General features: G+C 33.8%; 15 protein-coding genes. 9 read left to right on the forward strand and 6 right to left on the reverse strand.

Going from position 1 to position 16864, the window contains the following annotated elements; translation table 11 throughout:
* The first annotated feature begins 43 nt into the window (after nt 1-43).
* Entirely contained in the window at nt 44-1045 is a 1002-nt protein-coding gene (gene obgE, locus ACNQGH_RS16350; RefSeq protein ID WP_417957100.1) for a GTPase ObgE, read from the forward strand.
* A 58-nt stretch (nt 1046-1103) separates the two neighbouring features.
* Here obgE and ACNQGH_RS16355 read toward each other — a convergent pair whose 3' ends face one another.
* Nucleotides 1104-2096: a glycosyltransferase family protein gene (locus ACNQGH_RS16355; RefSeq protein ID WP_417957101.1), complete on the reverse strand. Its 993-nt coding sequence runs from the start codon at nt 2094-2096 to the stop codon at nt 1104-1106.
* 50 nt (nt 2097-2146) lie between these two features.
* Nucleotides 2147-2962 (reverse strand): UDP-2,3-diacylglucosamine diphosphatase, encoded by an 816-nt coding sequence (locus ACNQGH_RS16360; RefSeq protein ID WP_417957102.1) that lies wholly within the window; start codon nt 2960-2962, stop codon nt 2147-2149.
* Nucleotides 2963-3106: 144 nt separating this feature from the next.
* Here ACNQGH_RS16360 and ACNQGH_RS16365 point away from each other — a divergent pair, with 144 nt between their 5' ends.
* The 7 genes from ACNQGH_RS16365 to ACNQGH_RS16395 all read left to right on the forward strand — a co-directional run bounded on the left by ACNQGH_RS16365 (nt 3107) and on the right by ACNQGH_RS16395 (nt 9484).
* Nucleotides 3107-3802, forward strand: a complete 696-nt coding sequence (locus tag ACNQGH_RS16365; protein WP_417957103.1) for a tetratricopeptide repeat protein — start codon at nt 3107-3109, stop codon at nt 3800-3802.
* A gap of 58 nt (nt 3803-3860) precedes the next feature.
* On the forward strand, nt 3861-5216 hold the full coding sequence (locus tag ACNQGH_RS16370) for a UDP-N-acetylmuramate--L-alanine ligase (RefSeq protein ID WP_417957104.1): 1356 nt from the start codon (nt 3861-3863) through the stop codon (nt 5214-5216).
* Nucleotides 5217-5227: 11 nt separating this feature from the next.
* Nucleotides 5228-6898, forward strand: coding sequence for a hypothetical protein (locus ACNQGH_RS16375; protein ID WP_417957105.1), 1671 nt, complete (start codon nt 5228-5230; stop codon nt 6896-6898).
* Between the two features lie 26 nt (nt 6899-6924).
* Entirely contained in the window at nt 6925-7617 is a 693-nt protein-coding gene (radC, locus tag ACNQGH_RS16380) for a RadC family protein (protein WP_417957106.1), read from the forward strand.
* Nucleotides 7618-7625: 8 nt separating this feature from the next.
* On the forward strand, nt 7626-8315 hold the full coding sequence (locus ACNQGH_RS16385; protein WP_417957107.1) for a YjjG family noncanonical pyrimidine nucleotidase: 690 nt from the start codon (nt 7626-7628) through the stop codon (nt 8313-8315).
* A gap of 3 nt (nt 8316-8318) precedes the next feature.
* A complete protein-coding gene (locus tag ACNQGH_RS16390; protein WP_417957108.1) occupies nt 8319-9068 on the forward strand; it encodes a hypothetical protein in 750 nt (249 codons plus the stop codon).
* 185 nt (nt 9069-9253) lie between these two features.
* The gene (locus ACNQGH_RS16395; RefSeq protein WP_417957109.1) at nt 9254-9484 is read left to right on the forward strand and encodes a hypothetical protein; all 231 of its coding nucleotides are present in this window, start codon (nt 9254-9256) and stop codon (nt 9482-9484) included.
* Between the two features lie 1149 nt (nt 9485-10633).
* Here ACNQGH_RS16395 and ACNQGH_RS16400 read toward each other — a convergent pair.
* From ACNQGH_RS16400 to ACNQGH_RS16410, 3 genes are all read right to left on the reverse strand, one after another.
* Nucleotides 10634-11827: an ATP-binding protein gene (locus ACNQGH_RS16400; protein WP_417957110.1), complete on the reverse strand. Its 1194-nt coding sequence runs from the start codon at nt 11825-11827 to the stop codon at nt 10634-10636.
* A gap of 449 nt (nt 11828-12276) precedes the next feature.
* Nucleotides 12277-12891: a hypothetical protein gene (locus ACNQGH_RS16405; RefSeq protein ID WP_417957111.1), complete on the reverse strand. Its 615-nt coding sequence runs from the start codon at nt 12889-12891 to the stop codon at nt 12277-12279.
* A gap of 20 nt (nt 12892-12911) precedes the next feature.
* Entirely contained in the window at nt 12912-14090 is a 1179-nt protein-coding gene (locus ACNQGH_RS16410) for a hypothetical protein (protein WP_417957112.1), read from the reverse strand.
* Nucleotides 14091-14521: 431 nt separating this feature from the next.
* Here ACNQGH_RS16410 and ACNQGH_RS16415 point away from each other — a divergent pair, with 431 nt between their 5' ends.
* A complete protein-coding gene (locus ACNQGH_RS16415; RefSeq protein WP_417957113.1) occupies nt 14522-16207 on the forward strand; it encodes a UvrD-helicase domain-containing protein in 1686 nt (561 codons plus the stop codon).
* A gap of 194 nt (nt 16208-16401) precedes the next feature.
* On the opposite strand, the gene ACNQGH_RS16420 is transcribed toward ACNQGH_RS16415, so the two are convergent.
* The gene (locus ACNQGH_RS16420; protein WP_417957114.1) at nt 16402-16692 is read right to left on the reverse strand and encodes a DUF3892 domain-containing protein; all 291 of its coding nucleotides are present in this window, start codon (nt 16690-16692) and stop codon (nt 16402-16404) included.
* Nucleotides 16693-16864 lie beyond the last annotated feature (172 nt).

Raw genomic sequence — 16864 nt, forward strand, 5'->3', positions numbered from 1 at the left:
AAATGAGTACTAAACTAAAGCTGAACATTGAATAGTAGAAAAAATGACTGAAGGGAATTTTGTAGATTACGTTAAAATATATGTTTCTTCCGGAAAAGGTGGAAAAGGATCTACGCATTTGCATAGAGAAAAGTTTATTGAAAAAGGAGGTCCTGATGGTGGTGATGGTGGTCGTGGTGGTCATGTTTTTTTGGTTGGTAATAAAGGTCTTTGGACGTTGTTTCACCTTAAATTTGCGCGACATATCAAAGCCGGTAATGGTGGAGATGGTAGTGGCGACAGAAGTACAGGTGCTGACGGAGATGATAAATACATCGAGGTTCCATTAGGAACTGTTGTAAAAGATAAAGAAACTGGGGAAATATTATTTGAAATTACTGAAGATGGTGAAAAACAAATACTTTCTCGCGGTGGAAAAGGTGGTTTAGGAAACTGGCATTTCAGAAGTTCAACCAATCAAACTCCCAGATACTCACAGCCGGGTTTGCCAGGTGCTGAAATGGATGTGATTTTAGAATTAAAAGTGCTGGCCGATGTTGGTCTGGTAGGTTTTCCTAATGCAGGAAAGTCAACATTGCTGTCTGTATTGACTTCTGCTAAACCAAAAATCGCGGATTATCCTTTTACTACGTTAAAACCAAATCTTGGAATTGTGGCGTACAGGGATTTTCAATCTTTTGTGATTGCCGATATTCCTGGAATCATTGAAGGAGCTGCTGAAGGAAAAGGACTGGGGCATTATTTCCTGCGTCATATTGAACGTAATTCAACGTTGTTGTTTTTGGTTCCAGTGGATACGCCGGATATTAAAGCCGAATACGACATTTTGGTAAATGAATTGACAAAATACAATCCAGAAATGCTGGACAAAGAGCGTTTGCTGGTGATTTCAAAATGCGATATGCTCGATGATGAGCTGAAAGCAGAGTTAAAAGTGGAATTGGATGTTGCTTTCAAAGATATTCCTTATATGTTTATCTCCTCTGTTGCCCAACAAGGACTGACGGACTTGAAAGACAAGTTGTGGAAAATGTTGAACGATTAACATTTAAAAAATTTTATACAAAAAGATGTTCTGAAAAGAGTATCTTTTTTTGTTTTGATTAGTTACTGTTATAAGTGTCAAATAAAAACTGCAAGGTTTCAGGGATGTTGTTGGCTTGTATCTTAGGGTATTTTAAAGTGGAATCAAGCCAATTTCCGATTATTAAATAAAAATCATCTCCAACATCATACAGCACAGGAACACCCATTTTTTTGAGAGCTGCCGCATTGCATTCCTGTTCATAATGCTTTCGAATAGGAATAGACAGTATTTTTTTTTCTAAATACAATGCCTCAGCAGGCGTTTCAAATCCTCCACCAGTAATAATTCCTTCGCAATTGATGAGGCTTTTATTGAAGTACTCTTGATTAACGGGGAAATAAGTGATGTTTTTGATCGTATGTTTGGTTTGTATATCATTCAAAAACCAATGAAAAGTGAAGTTAGGAAGTTTGTTGAATGCTTTTTCTAAACAGTCTTTTTGAAAAGAAGGTAAATAAACGGTAATGTGACCTTTGTTTTTCGGGACGGCATTTATGATTTCATCTTTGATAATTGGAGGAAGTATAAAGGAATCGTATTTGTCAAAATGCAATCCGATATATTGTGGAGAAGGCGCATAATGTTTCAGGATCATTTCTCCCATAAGGCTCTTTTTTTCAGGTCTGGGAGTTAAAGGGGACATGAAACTGGCCTGATGTCCAAATTGGATCGAATGCACGTTCTGTAATTTGCAAGCTAAGGAAGTAATAGAATCAAAATCATTGATGACTACATCATAGTTTTTCAGCGGTAAAGAATTTGCGTCTTTATATATTTGTTTTGGTTTTATGTTTTTGGCGATATCCCAATAATTCAAACCGCCACATTTACTGTAATGCAAGCTGCAGCCTTCGCTTTTGAATTTTATAGGTAAATTGACCTCCAGACTGGCATTGTTACCACTCATAAAAAAATCAACTTCGCCAAATTTTTGCAGATAGGGGTGTAATTGTATAGCCCTGCTGATGTGACCATTGCCCGTTGCCTGAATGGCATAAAATATTTTCATTGCTGTATATTTTGATTGTAAGAACGCTTAGGTATTTTTCTGAATCTGTTTTAAGAGAGGATTTTGGTGACGATGTCGTTAATTATTTTGTCCTCATTGACGTCAGCATCTTTGTAGTGCTCTGTTTTATAATGATAAAGACTCCATTTTTCTTTTTTGTATTCCAATGCAGTAAGGTTTTCCACCCAGTCACCGCTGTTTAAATATAGAACTTTCCCGTGTTCGTTTTCGACTTCCTTCATTTGAGGTTTGTGTATGTGTCCACAAACTACATAGCTGTATTTTTTTTGGATGGCAATTTCTGCTGCGGTAGTTTCAAAATTGGATACAAATGAAACGGCCTTCTTGACGCTGTCTTTGATCATTTTAGAATAGCTTCTTTTCTCTTTTCCCAAAAGTACCAGAACCCAGTTGATAAAGCTATTGATCAGAATTAATACATCATATCCTTTTCCACCAAGTTTGGCTAGTATTTTCGCATAGCCCTGAGTAGAGGAATCGAAAACGTCCCCGTGGAAAATCCAAGTCTTTTTGCCATCTAAATCCAGGATTAATTTATCTGCCAGTTCAAAATTCCCTAAAATAAAATCGGAATATTTTCGCAAAGCTTCATCATGATTACCCGTAATGTAAATAACGCGGGTTCCTTGATTTGACATTTTTATGATTTGTCTCAGTACATTCATGTGAGCAGCAGGGAAGTAGCTTTTACTGAAACTCCACATATCAATGATGTCCCCATTTAAAACCAACATTTTTGGCTGAATGGATTTTAAATAATTTAGCAGTTCATTGGCTTGACAACCATAAGTTCCTAAGTGCACATCGCTTATTACCACTAAAGGAATTTTTCTCTTTTTTTTCATAATTTGTTTTGACGAAATTAATTACTCTGTGTTACGATAGTGTTTCTTATTTGTTATTATTTCTCTCAGGATGACGGGAGTGGTTATTTTTTTTAAGATTAAAAAAATCTGTTGAATACTTTAAAATTTCCTTATTTTTGAAAGATGAAAAAAATAACCTGCTTCTTTTTATTGCTTCCTTTGATGATTTGGTCACAATCCAGTTATGATACGGCAGAAAAATTGTTCAAAGAAGAAAAATTTGATCAGGCGCAACCTATTTTTGAAAATTTTCTAAAAAGTAATCCATCTAATCTTAAAACCATCGAATATCTGGGAGATATTGCCGGACGAAACAAATCTTGGGATACAGCGATCGGATATTATAAAAAACTAAAACAACTGAAACCTTCAGAAGCCAATTATTATTATAAATATGGAGGTGCCCTTGGGATGAAAGCAACTCAGGTTAGTAAATTCAAGGCTTTTGGAATGATTGATGAAATTAAGGAGTCTTTTGAAAAAGCGATTGTTTTCAATCCGAAGCATATTGAGGCACGTTGGGCATTAATTGAGGTGTATATCCAGCTGCCAGGAATCATTGGCGGCAGCGAGTCTAAGGCTGTAAAATATTCCAATGAATTGTTACGCTTGTCACCTGTTGACGGTTATTTGTCCAAAGGCCATATTGATGAATATTTTAAAAGATATAAAGTAGCAGAGCAAAATTACAAAAAAGCAATTACCGTAGGCGGTTCAAAGAAATGTTATCAAATGCTGGCCAATTTGTACAAAAATAAAATGAACGACCCGGGAAAAGCCAAATCAATTTTAGAAGAATATAAAAATAAAAAAGGATAAATGAGTTGCGATTAATTGCTGACTTGTTTCGAATACAACAACTATAAACTATAACTAAATGCGTACTCATTTTATAGCTATCGGAGGAAGTGCCATGCACAACCTCGCTTTAGCCTTACACAACAAAGGATATCAGGTTACAGGAAGCGACGATGCCATTTTTGAACCATCAAAATCAAGATTAGACAAAAAAGGGATTCTGCCTGAGGAACTGGGTTGGTTTCCTGAAAAAATAACGATGGATATTGAAGCCGTAATTCTGGGAATGCATGCCAAGGCGGATAATCCGGAATTGTTGAAAGCACAGGAATTAGGGTTGAAAATATATTCCTATCCTGAATTTCTTTACGAACAGTCTAAAAATAAAACACGCGTTGTAATTGGCGGTTCTCATGGAAAAACAACCATAACGTCAATGATTCTTCATGTAATGCATTACCACGATATAGCGGTAGACTATATGGTTGGCGCACAACTGGAAGGATTTGATACGATGGTTCATCTTACCGAAGAAAATGATTTTATCGTTTTAGAAGGAGATGAGTATTTGTCTTCGCCAATTGACCGAAGACCAAAATTTCATTTGTATCAGCCCAATATTGCTTTGATTTCCGGAATAGCCTGGGATCATATCAATGTTTTTCCGACTTATGAAAATTACGTAGAACAGTTTGAAGTTTTTATTGGTAAAATTACCAATGGTGGGATTTTAGTATACAATGAAGACGATTCCGAAGTAAAACGTGTTGCCGAAGCTGCTACAAATCCGATCCGAAAATTAGCCTATCATACACCAAAATATACGGTAAGCGATGGTATTACGCTGCTCGAAACTCCGGAAGGCGACATGCCAATAGAAGTTTTTGGAGCACACAATCTTAATAATTTGGCCGGAGCCAAATGGATTTGTCAGAATATGGGTGTTGATGAGGCCGATTTTTATGAAGCTATCGCTAGTTTTAAAGGCGCATCGAAACGATTGGAAAAAATTGCTGAAAGTAAAACGAAAGTGGCTTATAAAGACTTTGCGCATTCTCCGAGCAAAGTGGCAGCAACTACAAAGGCAGTGAAAGAACAGTATCCAAACAGGAATTTGGTAGCTTGTTTAGAGTTGCATACGTACAGCAGCCTGAATGCTGAATTTTTAAAAGAATACGAAGGTGCTTTGGAATATGCTGATAAAGCGGTTGTTTTCTATTCGCCGGATGCCGTAAAGATTAAGCAATTGGAAGAAGTGACTTACGAACAAATCGCAAATGCATTCAACAGAAAAGATTTAATTATTTATACGAATCCAAAAGATTTTAAGGCGTACTTATTCAACTTAAATCTTGATAATTCGGCATTGCTATTAATGAGTTCAGGGAACTATGGCGGATTGAATTTTGATGAAGTTAAGGAATTAATGATGTAGCGCTTATTGTAATGGAAGCAATCACTTTAGAAAATTTAAAAAAACACATTTCTGTTTCGGTATTAAAAAAAGCGGAAAAGTTAGTCGTTAGAGATATCGATGAAGAAAAAGCAAATTTCTTTGTAGCTTATGTCGATCAAAACGATGATAGTTATGATGTTGCCATCGAAGTTTCTGATAAAAGAGAAATAATTAATTCAAGATGCGATTGTAACGGTGGTGGTTTTTGTATTCACAGAATGGCGTTAGCGAATTATTTGTCAAAAAAACGAATCAAAAAAGAAAGCGTTTCAAGGAAGAAAAAAGTATCCCAATCTGAAGAATTGATAGCGGGATTAGACCCTGATGCCTTAAAAAAATGGGTAGTTCAGCTCTTGCATAAAAACAAAGATTTAGAACTGTTGTTTGTCAATGAATTTTCTCTTGCTAAGACGGAATACACTACAGCAGAAGTGAAGTTGTTGATCAATAATGCTATAAAATCAGTAATAAAGAATAAAAAAAATGTAGAAATAAGTGAGTTAAAAAAAATTATTGACTTGCTTGATATTACACTAAAACCGGTAATCCAATATTGTAATAACAATCTTTCTGAGAAAGAATCAGTAGAAATCTGGATGCTCATTTTTGATGAACTGAAAGATTTTGATAATAGAATTTATTCGAATAGCGTCAGGATTACTCGGTATCTAGAGCAGATTTTAAATGAAGTACTAGTTGAAATTTCATCCATAAGAGATTTTACAGATTGGAAGGCTGTTATTGATATGAACGTTAATTTTGTTTTTTTTGATGCCATACGATCTTTAAAAATTGTTGCTTTTGAATATATCGTCTCCATTTATAAAAGCACAGAAAATGCGGAAAGAAAAAAATATTTTGCCGAGAAATTTAAGGAGTTTTTTCTGCTGGTGTACAATAATAAATTACGGTTAAACGGTGCCATTTCTAATTTTTTATTGGAAGTTTTTGTAGAGAATAATCTTTTTGAGGAAGTTTTTTTGTACTTTAATCCGATTCGATATGAGAATGATTTTAACCTGAGCTTAATAGATAATCTCATTGTAATAGATCAAATTGCTGTAGCTGAAAAATTTGCGCAGGAGCAAGTGACTAATAACTCTTATGTCGAGTATAGCGTAGCCTATTGGATGCGGTTAAAAGCAATTTATATTCTTACAGAAGATATAGAAAAGCTCGTGCCTATACTACTGAATACGATAAATATTGACTTTGATTTTGATGATTATCTGATGATACAGGAGACGATTTCCGCAGAGGAATTTAAAAAATTCAGATCTAATTTATTGGGTAGGGCCAAAAGGAATTTTGATAATAGCAAACCAGCAGTGGTGTTTTATTTTAAGGTTTTGTTTTCCGAAAAAAGTTTTATTAAAATGATAGATCTTATTTCTTATCAGACGGGTTATTATACGGTTTATGACTATATAGAAGAATTGTACCTGACCGATAAGCTTGGTTTGTTGGGAAAATTAGCCACTATTGAAAGCAAATGGTATTTTTATGAAAACGACAGTTTGAATCTCGAATACAGGGATATGATAATAGATTGGATTTTGACCCGATATGACAAAATAGTACTTGACACCTTTCTTAAGAACAGGAGTCAGTATGGAAACACGATTTTTTATGAAGAAATGGTTAAGAAGATAAATGCTTAATTTGGAACAACTTTAAACTTTAAAAGGTGGAACAAAATAATTTCCCCATAACGAACTGGGCCGATGATGACAAACCGCGTGAAAAGCTGATGCTGAAAGGCAAAAGTGTTTTGAGTGACGCGGAACTGATTGCGATTTTGATCGGCTCAGGAAGTCGTAACGAATCGGCAGTGGATCTAAGCAAACGAATTTTAGGGAGTGTCAATACTAATTTGAATGCGTTAGGGAAATTATCGATTTCACAATTGACAAATTTTAAGGGAATAGGAGAGGCGAAAGCCATTTCAATTATTGCTGCTTTAGAACTGGGAAGACGAAGAAGGGCAGAGGATGTGGTGGAGTTACCAAAAATCACCTCCAGTAAGGCCATTTTCGAAATCATGCAGCCAATTATTGGTGAATTGCCACACGAGGAATTTTGGATTGTATATTTGAATAATTCAAACAAAGTTATTTCAAAATCGCAATTGAGCAAAGGCGGAATCACTGGAACTTTGGTTGATGTGAGATTGGTTTTTAAAACAGCGCTTGAAATGGGTGCAACAGGATTAATTTTATGTCACAATCATCCTTCCGGAACATTAGTTCCCAGTGACGCCGACAAACAAATTACGAGGAAGCTAAAGTTAGCCGGGGAGAGCTTAGAAATAAAAGTTTTAGATCATCTTATTGTCACAGAAGCTAATTATTTTAGCTTTGTTGATGAAGGAATATTTTAAAATAAAAAATGAAACATAATATCATAAAAGACGTTTTTTTTGATCTGGATCATACACTTTGGGATTTTGATAAAAATTCTGAATTGACATTTGAGGCTATTTTCAATAGAAATCATCCAACAATTGAGATCAGGGAATTCATTGAAAAATATGTGCCAATAAATCAGGCGTGTTGGAAATTATACCAGTACGACAAAATTTCGCATGATGAATTGCGTTACACTCGTCTGAAGCATTCTTTTGACGCCATTAACTACGCTATTTCTGATGAAGAGATTGAAACGATAGCGCAGGAATACATTCAACGATTACCCGAAAACAATCATCTTTTTGATGGGACTTTTGAGGTCTTGGATTATTTAAATGAAAAATACAAGCTGCATATCATTACCAATGGTTTTGCAGAAGTTCAATTTAAAAAATTAAATAATTCAAATATTGGAAGTTATTTTCGAACGATTACCAATTCTGAAATGGCAGGCGTAAAAAAACCTAATCCCGTTATTTTTGAATATGCGCTTGAACTGGCCAAAGCCAAAAAAGAATATAGTATTATGATTGGGGATTGTATTGAAGCAGATGTTCAGGGAGCGCTTGACGCAGGATTGGATGCGATTTTTTTTAATGGAAGTAACATTCCTGTACCGCATACCATTAAACAAGTAAATCATTTATTAGAACTAAAAAAATATTTATAAATTATGAAAACAAGATTCCTATTGCTGGTAGTATTAATTTCAAGTTACTGTTTCTCACAATCTGTCAACGATTATAAAGCAGTACTTATTCCTTTAAAATTTGACTTTACTAAGACGGACAATCAATATAGGCTTGCCACTTTGTCTAAGTTTAATTTAAATAAAGCGGGTTTTCAGGCCTTTTATGCTAATGAAACATTGTCACAGGAGAATGGTGACAGGTGCAGTTCGTTGTATTTTGATGTTGTCAATGAAAAGTCATTTTTAACTACTAAATTGCATGTTACTTTTAAGGATTGTAACGGAAAAATCATTTTTAAATCGGATACCGGTATCAGCAAAGAAAAAGACTATCAATTGGCTTATACAGAAGCATTGAACAAGGCTTTTGTATCTATCTATGCTTTGCAATATAAATACAACGGTAATTCAGGCTTAATTTCTAATCAAGGTCCGTCACCAGTTTCCCAAGCGGCTCCAGTGGCTGTGCCTATAAAAGAAGTGGTTACTGCACAGAATGCAATGGTCGATAGTTCAAAAATGCTTTATGCACAACCTACGGCTACTGGATTTCAATTAATCGACAGTACACCAAAAGTTATTATGAAAGTAACTGCTACTTCCAGAAAAGATGTTTTCATTGCCACAAAAGGAACGCTACAGGGTGTTTTAATTGCAATCGGTAATCAATGGTTTTTTGAATATTACTTGAATGACAAATTAATTTCTGAAAGAGTAGACGTGAAATTTTAGCTTTTAAATGGTATAGTTTGCAAAGAAAAGGGGAGCGAAAGCAATTGGCTTAATGAGAAAAAGATTCCTTTGGAACGGAGAGGAGATGTCGAAAACATATTTATACAGAAAAGAAACAAACTTTTCAACAACTGGAAGCTAATCCATTTGTTAACCAATACCAATTAAGAAGAATACTAAAAGAATTGCAAGAGATAGAATTTATAGAAACTACAGGAAAAACTTCTGGAGTAAAATATATCATACATAAAAATAAATTAGCATCGACAGAAGATAAAATTAGCTATTCTAAATTAAAGAAGCAAGAGAAAGCCAGACAAATTGAAGCTATTATCAGATACCTTGATGGTGCAGATGAAATAGACAATGAAGCTGCAAGAAAGTTGCTTAATCTACCTGATTCGGATGTGTCCTAACATATCAAGGCTTTTTGCTGAGATGATAGAAAAGAATTTTGTGGAAATTGCGAGAGAGATAAAACACAATCAAAGAACGTATAAAATAAAAAAATGATTGCAAAGAAAAACATATTGAAAAATAAGGGATTAGCTATGGTTCTCTTTGCAGGTTTCTTTGCAGGAACTCCAGCTTTGAACGCTTTGAGAATAAAAATATAATACTTTTTTGGTTGCTAAAAAATAACTTTTCAATATGTTTGCAAACAAAAAAGCCTTGTTTTACAGCCTCTGGATTGTTTTTTTGTATGCAGCCTTGTTTGTAGAAATACGAACTTTTATTAGAACCCGGAATGGGGTGTTCACTTTATCCCGGACATTACATAATCCTCGATAATGAGTAAATCATGATTTTCAATTTTACTGAGTTTCCTGAAATAGAACCATCGGCTTTCGCCAACATTAACTTTTGGTGAAGTTTTCCTGGATTACAGTATTTTATAAGAGTGTTTTTTTTATTAAAATTACTGTATATTTTTCATGTTTAAACGATTAATGTCCATTAGGGCAAAAAATAAAGAGTATCTAACCAAAAAAGTGAACGGTGTTTTTGACTTAATCGCAGTGGTGACAGGGGGTGGTGAAGGTGGTAAAAATCAAAAAACCCATCAAAATGTTGATGGGTTCCTCAGTAGCGGGAAGCATTCAAATATCTAACCAGTTTATAGATGATTATTATAGTATTATAGCATGCGCGTCATAATTTTAAAATATTACAATAATTTGTTTTGAAGAATAAAACAATTCACTCTGCTTTGAAATATGAAACTATTTAAAGAATTTAGCAAATTCATTAATTACAAAAATATGTAGCTTAACTTTTCTCTGCGTTTGCATGTCCGTTCCAAAGCATACACTAAATTAAAAGTCCTTTTGATGATTTATATTGAAAAAATTATATATTTAAAAATAAGTAATGTGTGATATTTATTACACATGTCTAGCCAAATTTAGATGACTTTGTGTGGTTTGTTTTATTTCGAATACAAACAACCCGCACTTATTTTGCCCTTTGAAAAAGAAATAGTACCACACAATTTAATTATTGATGTGTTAAAACTTTTTAAAGGATCTGTGGTTCAGTTTACGGAATAGTATTACTACATTAATTTAGTATAACAAACCAAATAACCACAAAGGAATGGTGTTGTCAATTCCAAAAGCAATTTGATCTTGCACTATATAGGCGTTATCTAAACCGGCTATTTGCGATTTACCTTTGTTTTTTCCTCCAATTTCAAAAACATAATTTTCGTTTACCGTAAAATCAGCTTTATCGTGGTAAGTTACACGATGATTTTGTCTTAATTGGTTCAGGAAAAAAGTTTCTCTCACATTGCCTATGTTGGGTTCTTCTGGACTTAAGGCGTATATAAAGTTGGTATTTTCAAGATAAATTTTTTCTGGTTTTTGCAATGAACTCACGCCAAATTGATCTTTGTAAATCGTATTGATTACACTCGCATCAGCAAGATGTAAAAGATTGTCTATAATTGTTTTTCGAGTAACCTGGATTTTATTAGCCAAGGCCGAAACATTTGGTTTAAAAGGGACTGACTGACTTATTATATAAAGTAACTGCTTAATTTTGAAAATCAAATTTGTATCTGTACGGCGCAACAAAGGCAGTTCAATTTCTAATATCATATTGATTACTTCCTGTAATTGCTTATAATACAAATTAGGGTTTTCCTGATAAAAAGGATAATATCCCACCCGTAAATATTCTTCAAACAAGGGTAAAGCCTTGAACTGAGAATCTAGTTGAAGTGCAATTTGGGTGTGATTATTTAGTAGTTCTTCTAAAGTTAGTGAAGTGATTTCGATTCGATGTCTAAAACTTAAATATTCACGAAACGACAAACCTTGCATCTCAAAAACTAAAGCACGACGACTAAGGTCAGCACGAGAATTTAATATTTCAAGCAAGGAAGAACCTGTGAAAGCTACTTTTAAATTAGGGTAATTATCGTAGATATTTTTCAATTCAACAGACCAATCAGGATATTTATGAACTTCATCTACAAATAAATGCACTCCGCCTTGATTTACAAAATCTTCAACCAAATCACTCAAACGATTGTCTGAAAAATAAATATTATCCAATGATACATACAGGGCTTTGCTTGAAAGGCCATAATTTTTTTTGATGTATTGCAAAAAAATAGTCGTTTTTCCCACACCTCTGGCTCCTTTTATACCCAATAAGCGCTGATCCCAAGGAAGTTGATTCAATAAGTAGCGCTCAAATTTGAATTGAGATTGGTTTACTAAGCTAATATGTCTTTGGAATAAGGCCTTCATTTTTAAAAATGTATTTTTTATAATACAAAAATAGTAAAAAAATGTATTCTATAAAATACAAAATAAGAATATTGTGTATTTTACAAAACGCAAAATAGAAGATTGGTTCATTTAAAAGCTTTCCCACAGGTTTTCGTCTTGATCCAAAATTAGCTTCTTTAAAAAAAGTAAATATAAACAAAAAAGCTCCAGATTTCTCTGAAGCTTTGTCTTAGTAGCGAGTAATCTTGAAAAATCTAACGAATTTCTGGAAGATTATTATAAAATTGTTTGTGGTAATGATAATCTTTAAATAAGTAAATTTTTAAATTGTTGTGATTCTAATATCTTATTTGACTATTATCTATAATCAAATATTGACCCTAACAAGACAATTTTCGAACTATTTTTTAGCTGATTTAAAAAAAAGAGTAGAGTGGACTATAGAATTAGGAGTGCTAGATTTTAAATTATTCCTCTATTTGCACAGGGCTTTTAAAGGTGTTGTAACTTATGTTTTGTGTTGGTCTTGTCGTATAATACGTTTTGGCTTCCGGCGTAACCGTTACCGAGCTATTTTGATACGGCATGGCACTTATGTTATAATTGTAGGTTCCTGCGCTGTTTTGGGTTATCCTTCCTCTATCGTCATAACTTTGGGTTTCTTGCAGTCCTTGTTCGTTGGTAAAACTTGTCAATCTGTCCAGATTATCATATAAAAAACTTTCGTTCCAGTTGAACAGGCTGTTGGTACGGCTGGTCAAATTCCCTTTTTGCGGGTCGAACACTGTGTTCAAAATCATCACATTACCTGAACTTGTACCGACTCTGTCATGTTTTATTTGAGTTGCAAATCCATAGGTATCATAGGTATTAGTAATTGCAATATTGCCATTGCCCATAGCGGCAGTCGTTAGCTGTCCTCTGGCATTTACCGTATTGGTTTGCCATAGTGCCTGACCGGTGGTATCGTCGAGTATCTGCCAAGGGTAGCCATTTTGATAAGTGTTTTTTATGGTTTTGATACTTGTTTTTCCGTTTGCCAATACTACTGCTGTACTGGTCTCTTTTTCTACCCTACCCAAAAGGTCAAAAGTAAGTTGCTTTATAAATGTAGCATACGGTGTGGTTTCAGTAGTTTTGATAAGTCTTTTGGAGCCGTCATATTCATAACTGTTCGTGGTAATGGCGCTACCTTCCAGTATGTTTGTAAACGTGCTGAAGTAAGTAGTTTTGTAGTGGCATCATACGCATAAGAAGTGCTGCTGTTGGTATTAGTACCCGATATGGTTTTTGTCGTTAGTTTTCCCACCATATCGAGCGTATAAGTCGTTGTGCCGTTTGGTGAAGTTTCTGATGTGGTTTCGCCAAATCCATTATATTCGTAGGAATATATTCCAGCCGAGGGGTCCGTCAATTTAGTTTTTCTGCCCCAGCCATCTTGCAGTATCGTAGTCACTGCTCTTCCATAATCGGAAGTTTTCAAATTACCATTGGCAAAATAAGTGTAATTTATGGTGCCTCCAGGGGTGTCAGTCATTGAAACCACATTACCAATCGCATTTTTAGTAGAAACTTTGGTTTTTGCACCATCATTTACGGTCGTTGTAAGCCCAGAATAACTCATACTAACCGTTTTTTGTGTAGAGGATTTGCTTTGAGTTGGTCTGCCATATATGTCGTATGTGGTTTCATTCCACTGACTCGGGCTGGCTCCAAAATAAGGCTTACTTACTTTGTAATTCCTGTCGTAAATGTCGTATAAATAATCAACATAGGAGAATGTACCGTTTATGTTTTTGACCCCCGATTTTGTTTTCCTACCCAAATCGTCGAATGTCTCTTCTTTGCCGCTACCGTCATCGCCAGTGGTGGTAACAAGCGTATATACGCTATTGCTGCGGGAATAGGCATACGTATTGCTTTTACCCAAATAATCGGTCGTCTTAATTTTCTTAAACCAAGGGTCGTAAGTGTATGAGGTTGTTAAGCCATATGGGTTAGTCTTCGAATTTAAGAAACCGTTATAGGTATTATAAGAAAATGTTGTTGCCAGTCCCTCGATATCAATGCTTTTTGTTAAAAACCGTCCCGATGGGTCGTATTCATAATTGGTAACTCTTGAATCAGATCCTGCTGTCATGGTTTTTTTGGTAATATTACCAAAAGTATCGTATATATTATCTTCGGTAATGTATTCTGTATTATGTCCCCTTTTCTTGACTTGTGTTAGTAGATGATTGGTGTATGTATATAATTCTTCACTGGTCATGGTATCCCCCATAGCTGTCACGCTTTGTGTTCTGCTGGTATTTTACTGATGATTTCTTGGTTTAAAATCAGATAAATTTTTTTACTATTTTTTCATTTTTTTTTTTCTCATCGATTCTCCCTTCTTCGAAACGTATTGCCGAGTGAATAATTCGATCTAAAAAAGATTTATGCGAATGCTAACATAAGTCTGACGCCATAATGGACAGATTGTCAGCTTCAGCACACAAAATTGCACTAACATGTTACATCTTTGAGAACTCAAAAAATTTATTAACTTTGAAAAATATCATCTTTACTTAGTGATGATAAAGGACGGTTTGACTGGCGTACTTTGCTCCGGAATAAATGGCGACCTTTAGCGCGGAATGGTGGGGTACTTTCGTCGGAATATCTATTATGTATATTTAAAATCAGATGATTCATCTCTAAATATTTACAATCATGCCTTTTAAACCAACTCTTGAACAAGAACAAATTTTTGATTTCTTTAAAAATGGTAAAGAAAATGGAATGATTGATGCCGTGGCTGGGTCTGGAAAAACCAGTACAATTGTAAATGGAATTGATTATATTGATAAAAAAAGCAAAATCTTATTTTGTGCATTCAACAAAAAAATTCAAGAGGAAATAAATAAAAAAACTATCAATAAAGAAAATGTAATTGTTAAAACTACGTATGCATTAGGCCTTGGGATTTTGAAGTATCATTTTGAGATATTTAATAGAAATCCTAATCTTGATAAGTCAAAATATTATAATATTCTAAATGAAAAATTAAAAAAAGATAAAGATAACAACTATGAAGAATCCACGAAATTCACAAAGTATTTTGACGAAATAAAGGGGATATACTACAAAGAGAAAAAAAAAGAAGAGCCGGATGTTTTTTATAAAACATTTTATTCAAATTATTATAGATTAATTGATCTGTTAAGATATACATTAAGCTATGCAAAAGGTGAAAGTGTCTTTCAAAAATTGGTAGAAAAATATGCTATAGATATTGACACAAATAATTCCCAACTATTGGAGCTATATAGAAAATTGGTAGAACTGGCTATATCTGATGGAAATATAAAGGCAAAATTATTAGGTGTCTATGACTATGCAGACATGATTTTTTTACCTTGTGAGTTTAAGCTACGTTCATCAGATCTATTTGATGTTGTATTTGTTGATGAATGTCAGGACCTATCAAATGCTCAACTAAAAACTATAACAAAATATCTCAAAAAAGACGGAAGATTTTTTGCAGTGGGTGACCCATTTCAATCAATTTATGGTTTTGCAGGGGCTTCACCAGAATCTTTTAATAACATTAAAATTTTCTTTAAACCTAAAATGTTTAAACTTACAAATTGCTTTAGGTGTTCAAGTGATATAGTAGAATTAGCTAAAGAGATTAGACCAGATATTACCACTACTAATTCTTTTGAATCAAAGATCGCAAGGATAAAATTTGATGATATAACCAAGCATATACAAAAAGGTGATTTTGTTTTGTCAAGACATAATTACAATTTGTTTGAAGTGGTTTTCAAACTTTTGTATCATAATATCAAATGTAAAATAATTGGTAAAAATGAAATATTGAAATCTTTAAAGGATATAATAGACAATAACAAACTCTATAGTCAAAAATATTATGAAGTGTTGCCGGATCATTTACAACTGATATATAAAAGTGCTGAAAGTAAGCTAGGTAATAATCCAGCTAATTATGAAAAACTAGAAAGTTTAGGAGATGGTATTAATATCCTTGAAACATGTTTTTTTCATAATCAGAATGCTAAAACATTGAATGACTTATTTGAATACATAGAAAACTTAATGGATTGTAAAGATGAAAACTCTGTGATATTGTCTTCAATTCATAGAGCAAAAGGATTAGAAAAAAGAAACGTGTTTATAATTGGTTATGATGAATTACCATATAAAAAAGAAAATATGTTGGAATGGCAATTATATCAAGAAAAATGTCTTAAATATGTTGCTATTACACGAGCAGAAGTAAATCTTTATCAGACTGAAAGTCCACCTAACAAAAATGACGCTGTTGTGTTAGAAGATATCGATTTAGATGAAATTTGTGATCTAGGAGAAGATATTGACAATTTACCACTATAATAAAATAATGAACCAGATCTGGGGTAATAGTTTTTAATTTGACGCTAGTTTTGTAATAGGATTGATTTTACAGGCCGAAAAATATACTTTAATTTAATTTCGAACCTAAATTAGTTTAAGAAGCATTAATGTTTGTTGAAATTGTTGAAGCACTTATAAAGGAACAACAGGTTGCGATAGTCAATAATTTTTGTTTAAGCAGGACATTCAGGCAGGCTCAGAAGATTATTGTTTGTACTTGTGTCGTTTTTAGTCTTGAGGTACTTGTAGCCTGCTTCGCTGACTGCAATTATCACGTCAATCCTGCTGTTTCCTTGCCCTACGTAAAAATTCCATTTGTTGGATTCAATAGCAGAAATTGCCTCTGTTTGGCTGATTTTCCAACGGTTTCCGTCTGGATTAATGCCTCCGATATTCACGATTCCTTCATGAATGTTTGTCCTGTCAGATTTGTTGATACATCTGATCTCATGTAATGATGCCATAATTGCATATTTAAAGTTAAGAGCCAAATGTATTTTTTAGTTTTGCATCATTTGTACGGTTTTCCGGAACTCTCAAATTAATACCATTATTGACATATGGTGAGATTTCGCCTTATTCAGAACCTAGTTTTAATTTTATGTTAAAATAATATATGCAATTTTGTATATATGC

The sequence above is a fragment of the Flavobacterium kochi genome (genome assembly GCF_048286715.1).
GTDB lineage: Bacteria > Bacteroidota > Bacteroidia > Flavobacteriales > Flavobacteriaceae > Flavobacterium.

Excerpts from the sequence above, each read along its gene's own strand:
- obgE (WP_417957100.1), top strand. The coding sequence starts at position 44 with ATGACTGAAGGGAATTTTGTAGATTACGTTAAAATATATGTTTCTTCC.
- ACNQGH_RS16355 (WP_417957101.1), bottom strand. The coding sequence starts at position 2,096 with ATGAAAATATTTTATGCCATTCAGGCAACGGGCAATGGTCACATCAGC.
- ACNQGH_RS16360 (WP_417957102.1), bottom strand. The coding sequence starts at position 2,962 with ATGAAAAAAAAGAGAAAAATTCCTTTAGTGGTAATAAGCGATGTGCAC.
- ACNQGH_RS16365 (WP_417957103.1), top strand. The coding sequence starts at position 3,107 with ATGAAAAAAATAACCTGCTTCTTTTTATTGCTTCCTTTGATGATTTGG.
- ACNQGH_RS16370 (WP_417957104.1), top strand. The coding sequence starts at position 3,861 with ATGCGTACTCATTTTATAGCTATCGGAGGAAGTGCCATGCACAACCTC.
- ACNQGH_RS16375 (WP_417957105.1), top strand. The coding sequence starts at position 5,228 with ATGGAAGCAATCACTTTAGAAAATTTAAAAAAACACATTTCTGTTTCG.
- ACNQGH_RS16385 (WP_417957107.1), top strand. The coding sequence starts at position 7,626 with ATGAAACATAATATCATAAAAGACGTTTTTTTTGATCTGGATCATACA.
- ACNQGH_RS16390 (WP_417957108.1), top strand. The coding sequence starts at position 8,319 with ATGAAAACAAGATTCCTATTGCTGGTAGTATTAATTTCAAGTTACTGT.
- ACNQGH_RS16400 (WP_417957110.1), bottom strand. The coding sequence starts at position 11,827 with ATGAAGGCCTTATTCCAAAGACATATTAGCTTAGTAAACCAATCTCAA.
- ACNQGH_RS16410 (WP_417957112.1), bottom strand. The coding sequence starts at position 14,090 with ATGGGGGATACCATGACCAGTGAAGAATTATATACATACACCAATCAT.
- ACNQGH_RS16415 (WP_417957113.1), top strand. The coding sequence starts at position 14,522 with ATGCCTTTTAAACCAACTCTTGAACAAGAACAAATTTTTGATTTCTTT.
- ACNQGH_RS16420 (WP_417957114.1), bottom strand. The coding sequence starts at position 16,692 with ATGGCATCATTACATGAGATCAGATGTATCAACAAATCTGACAGGACA.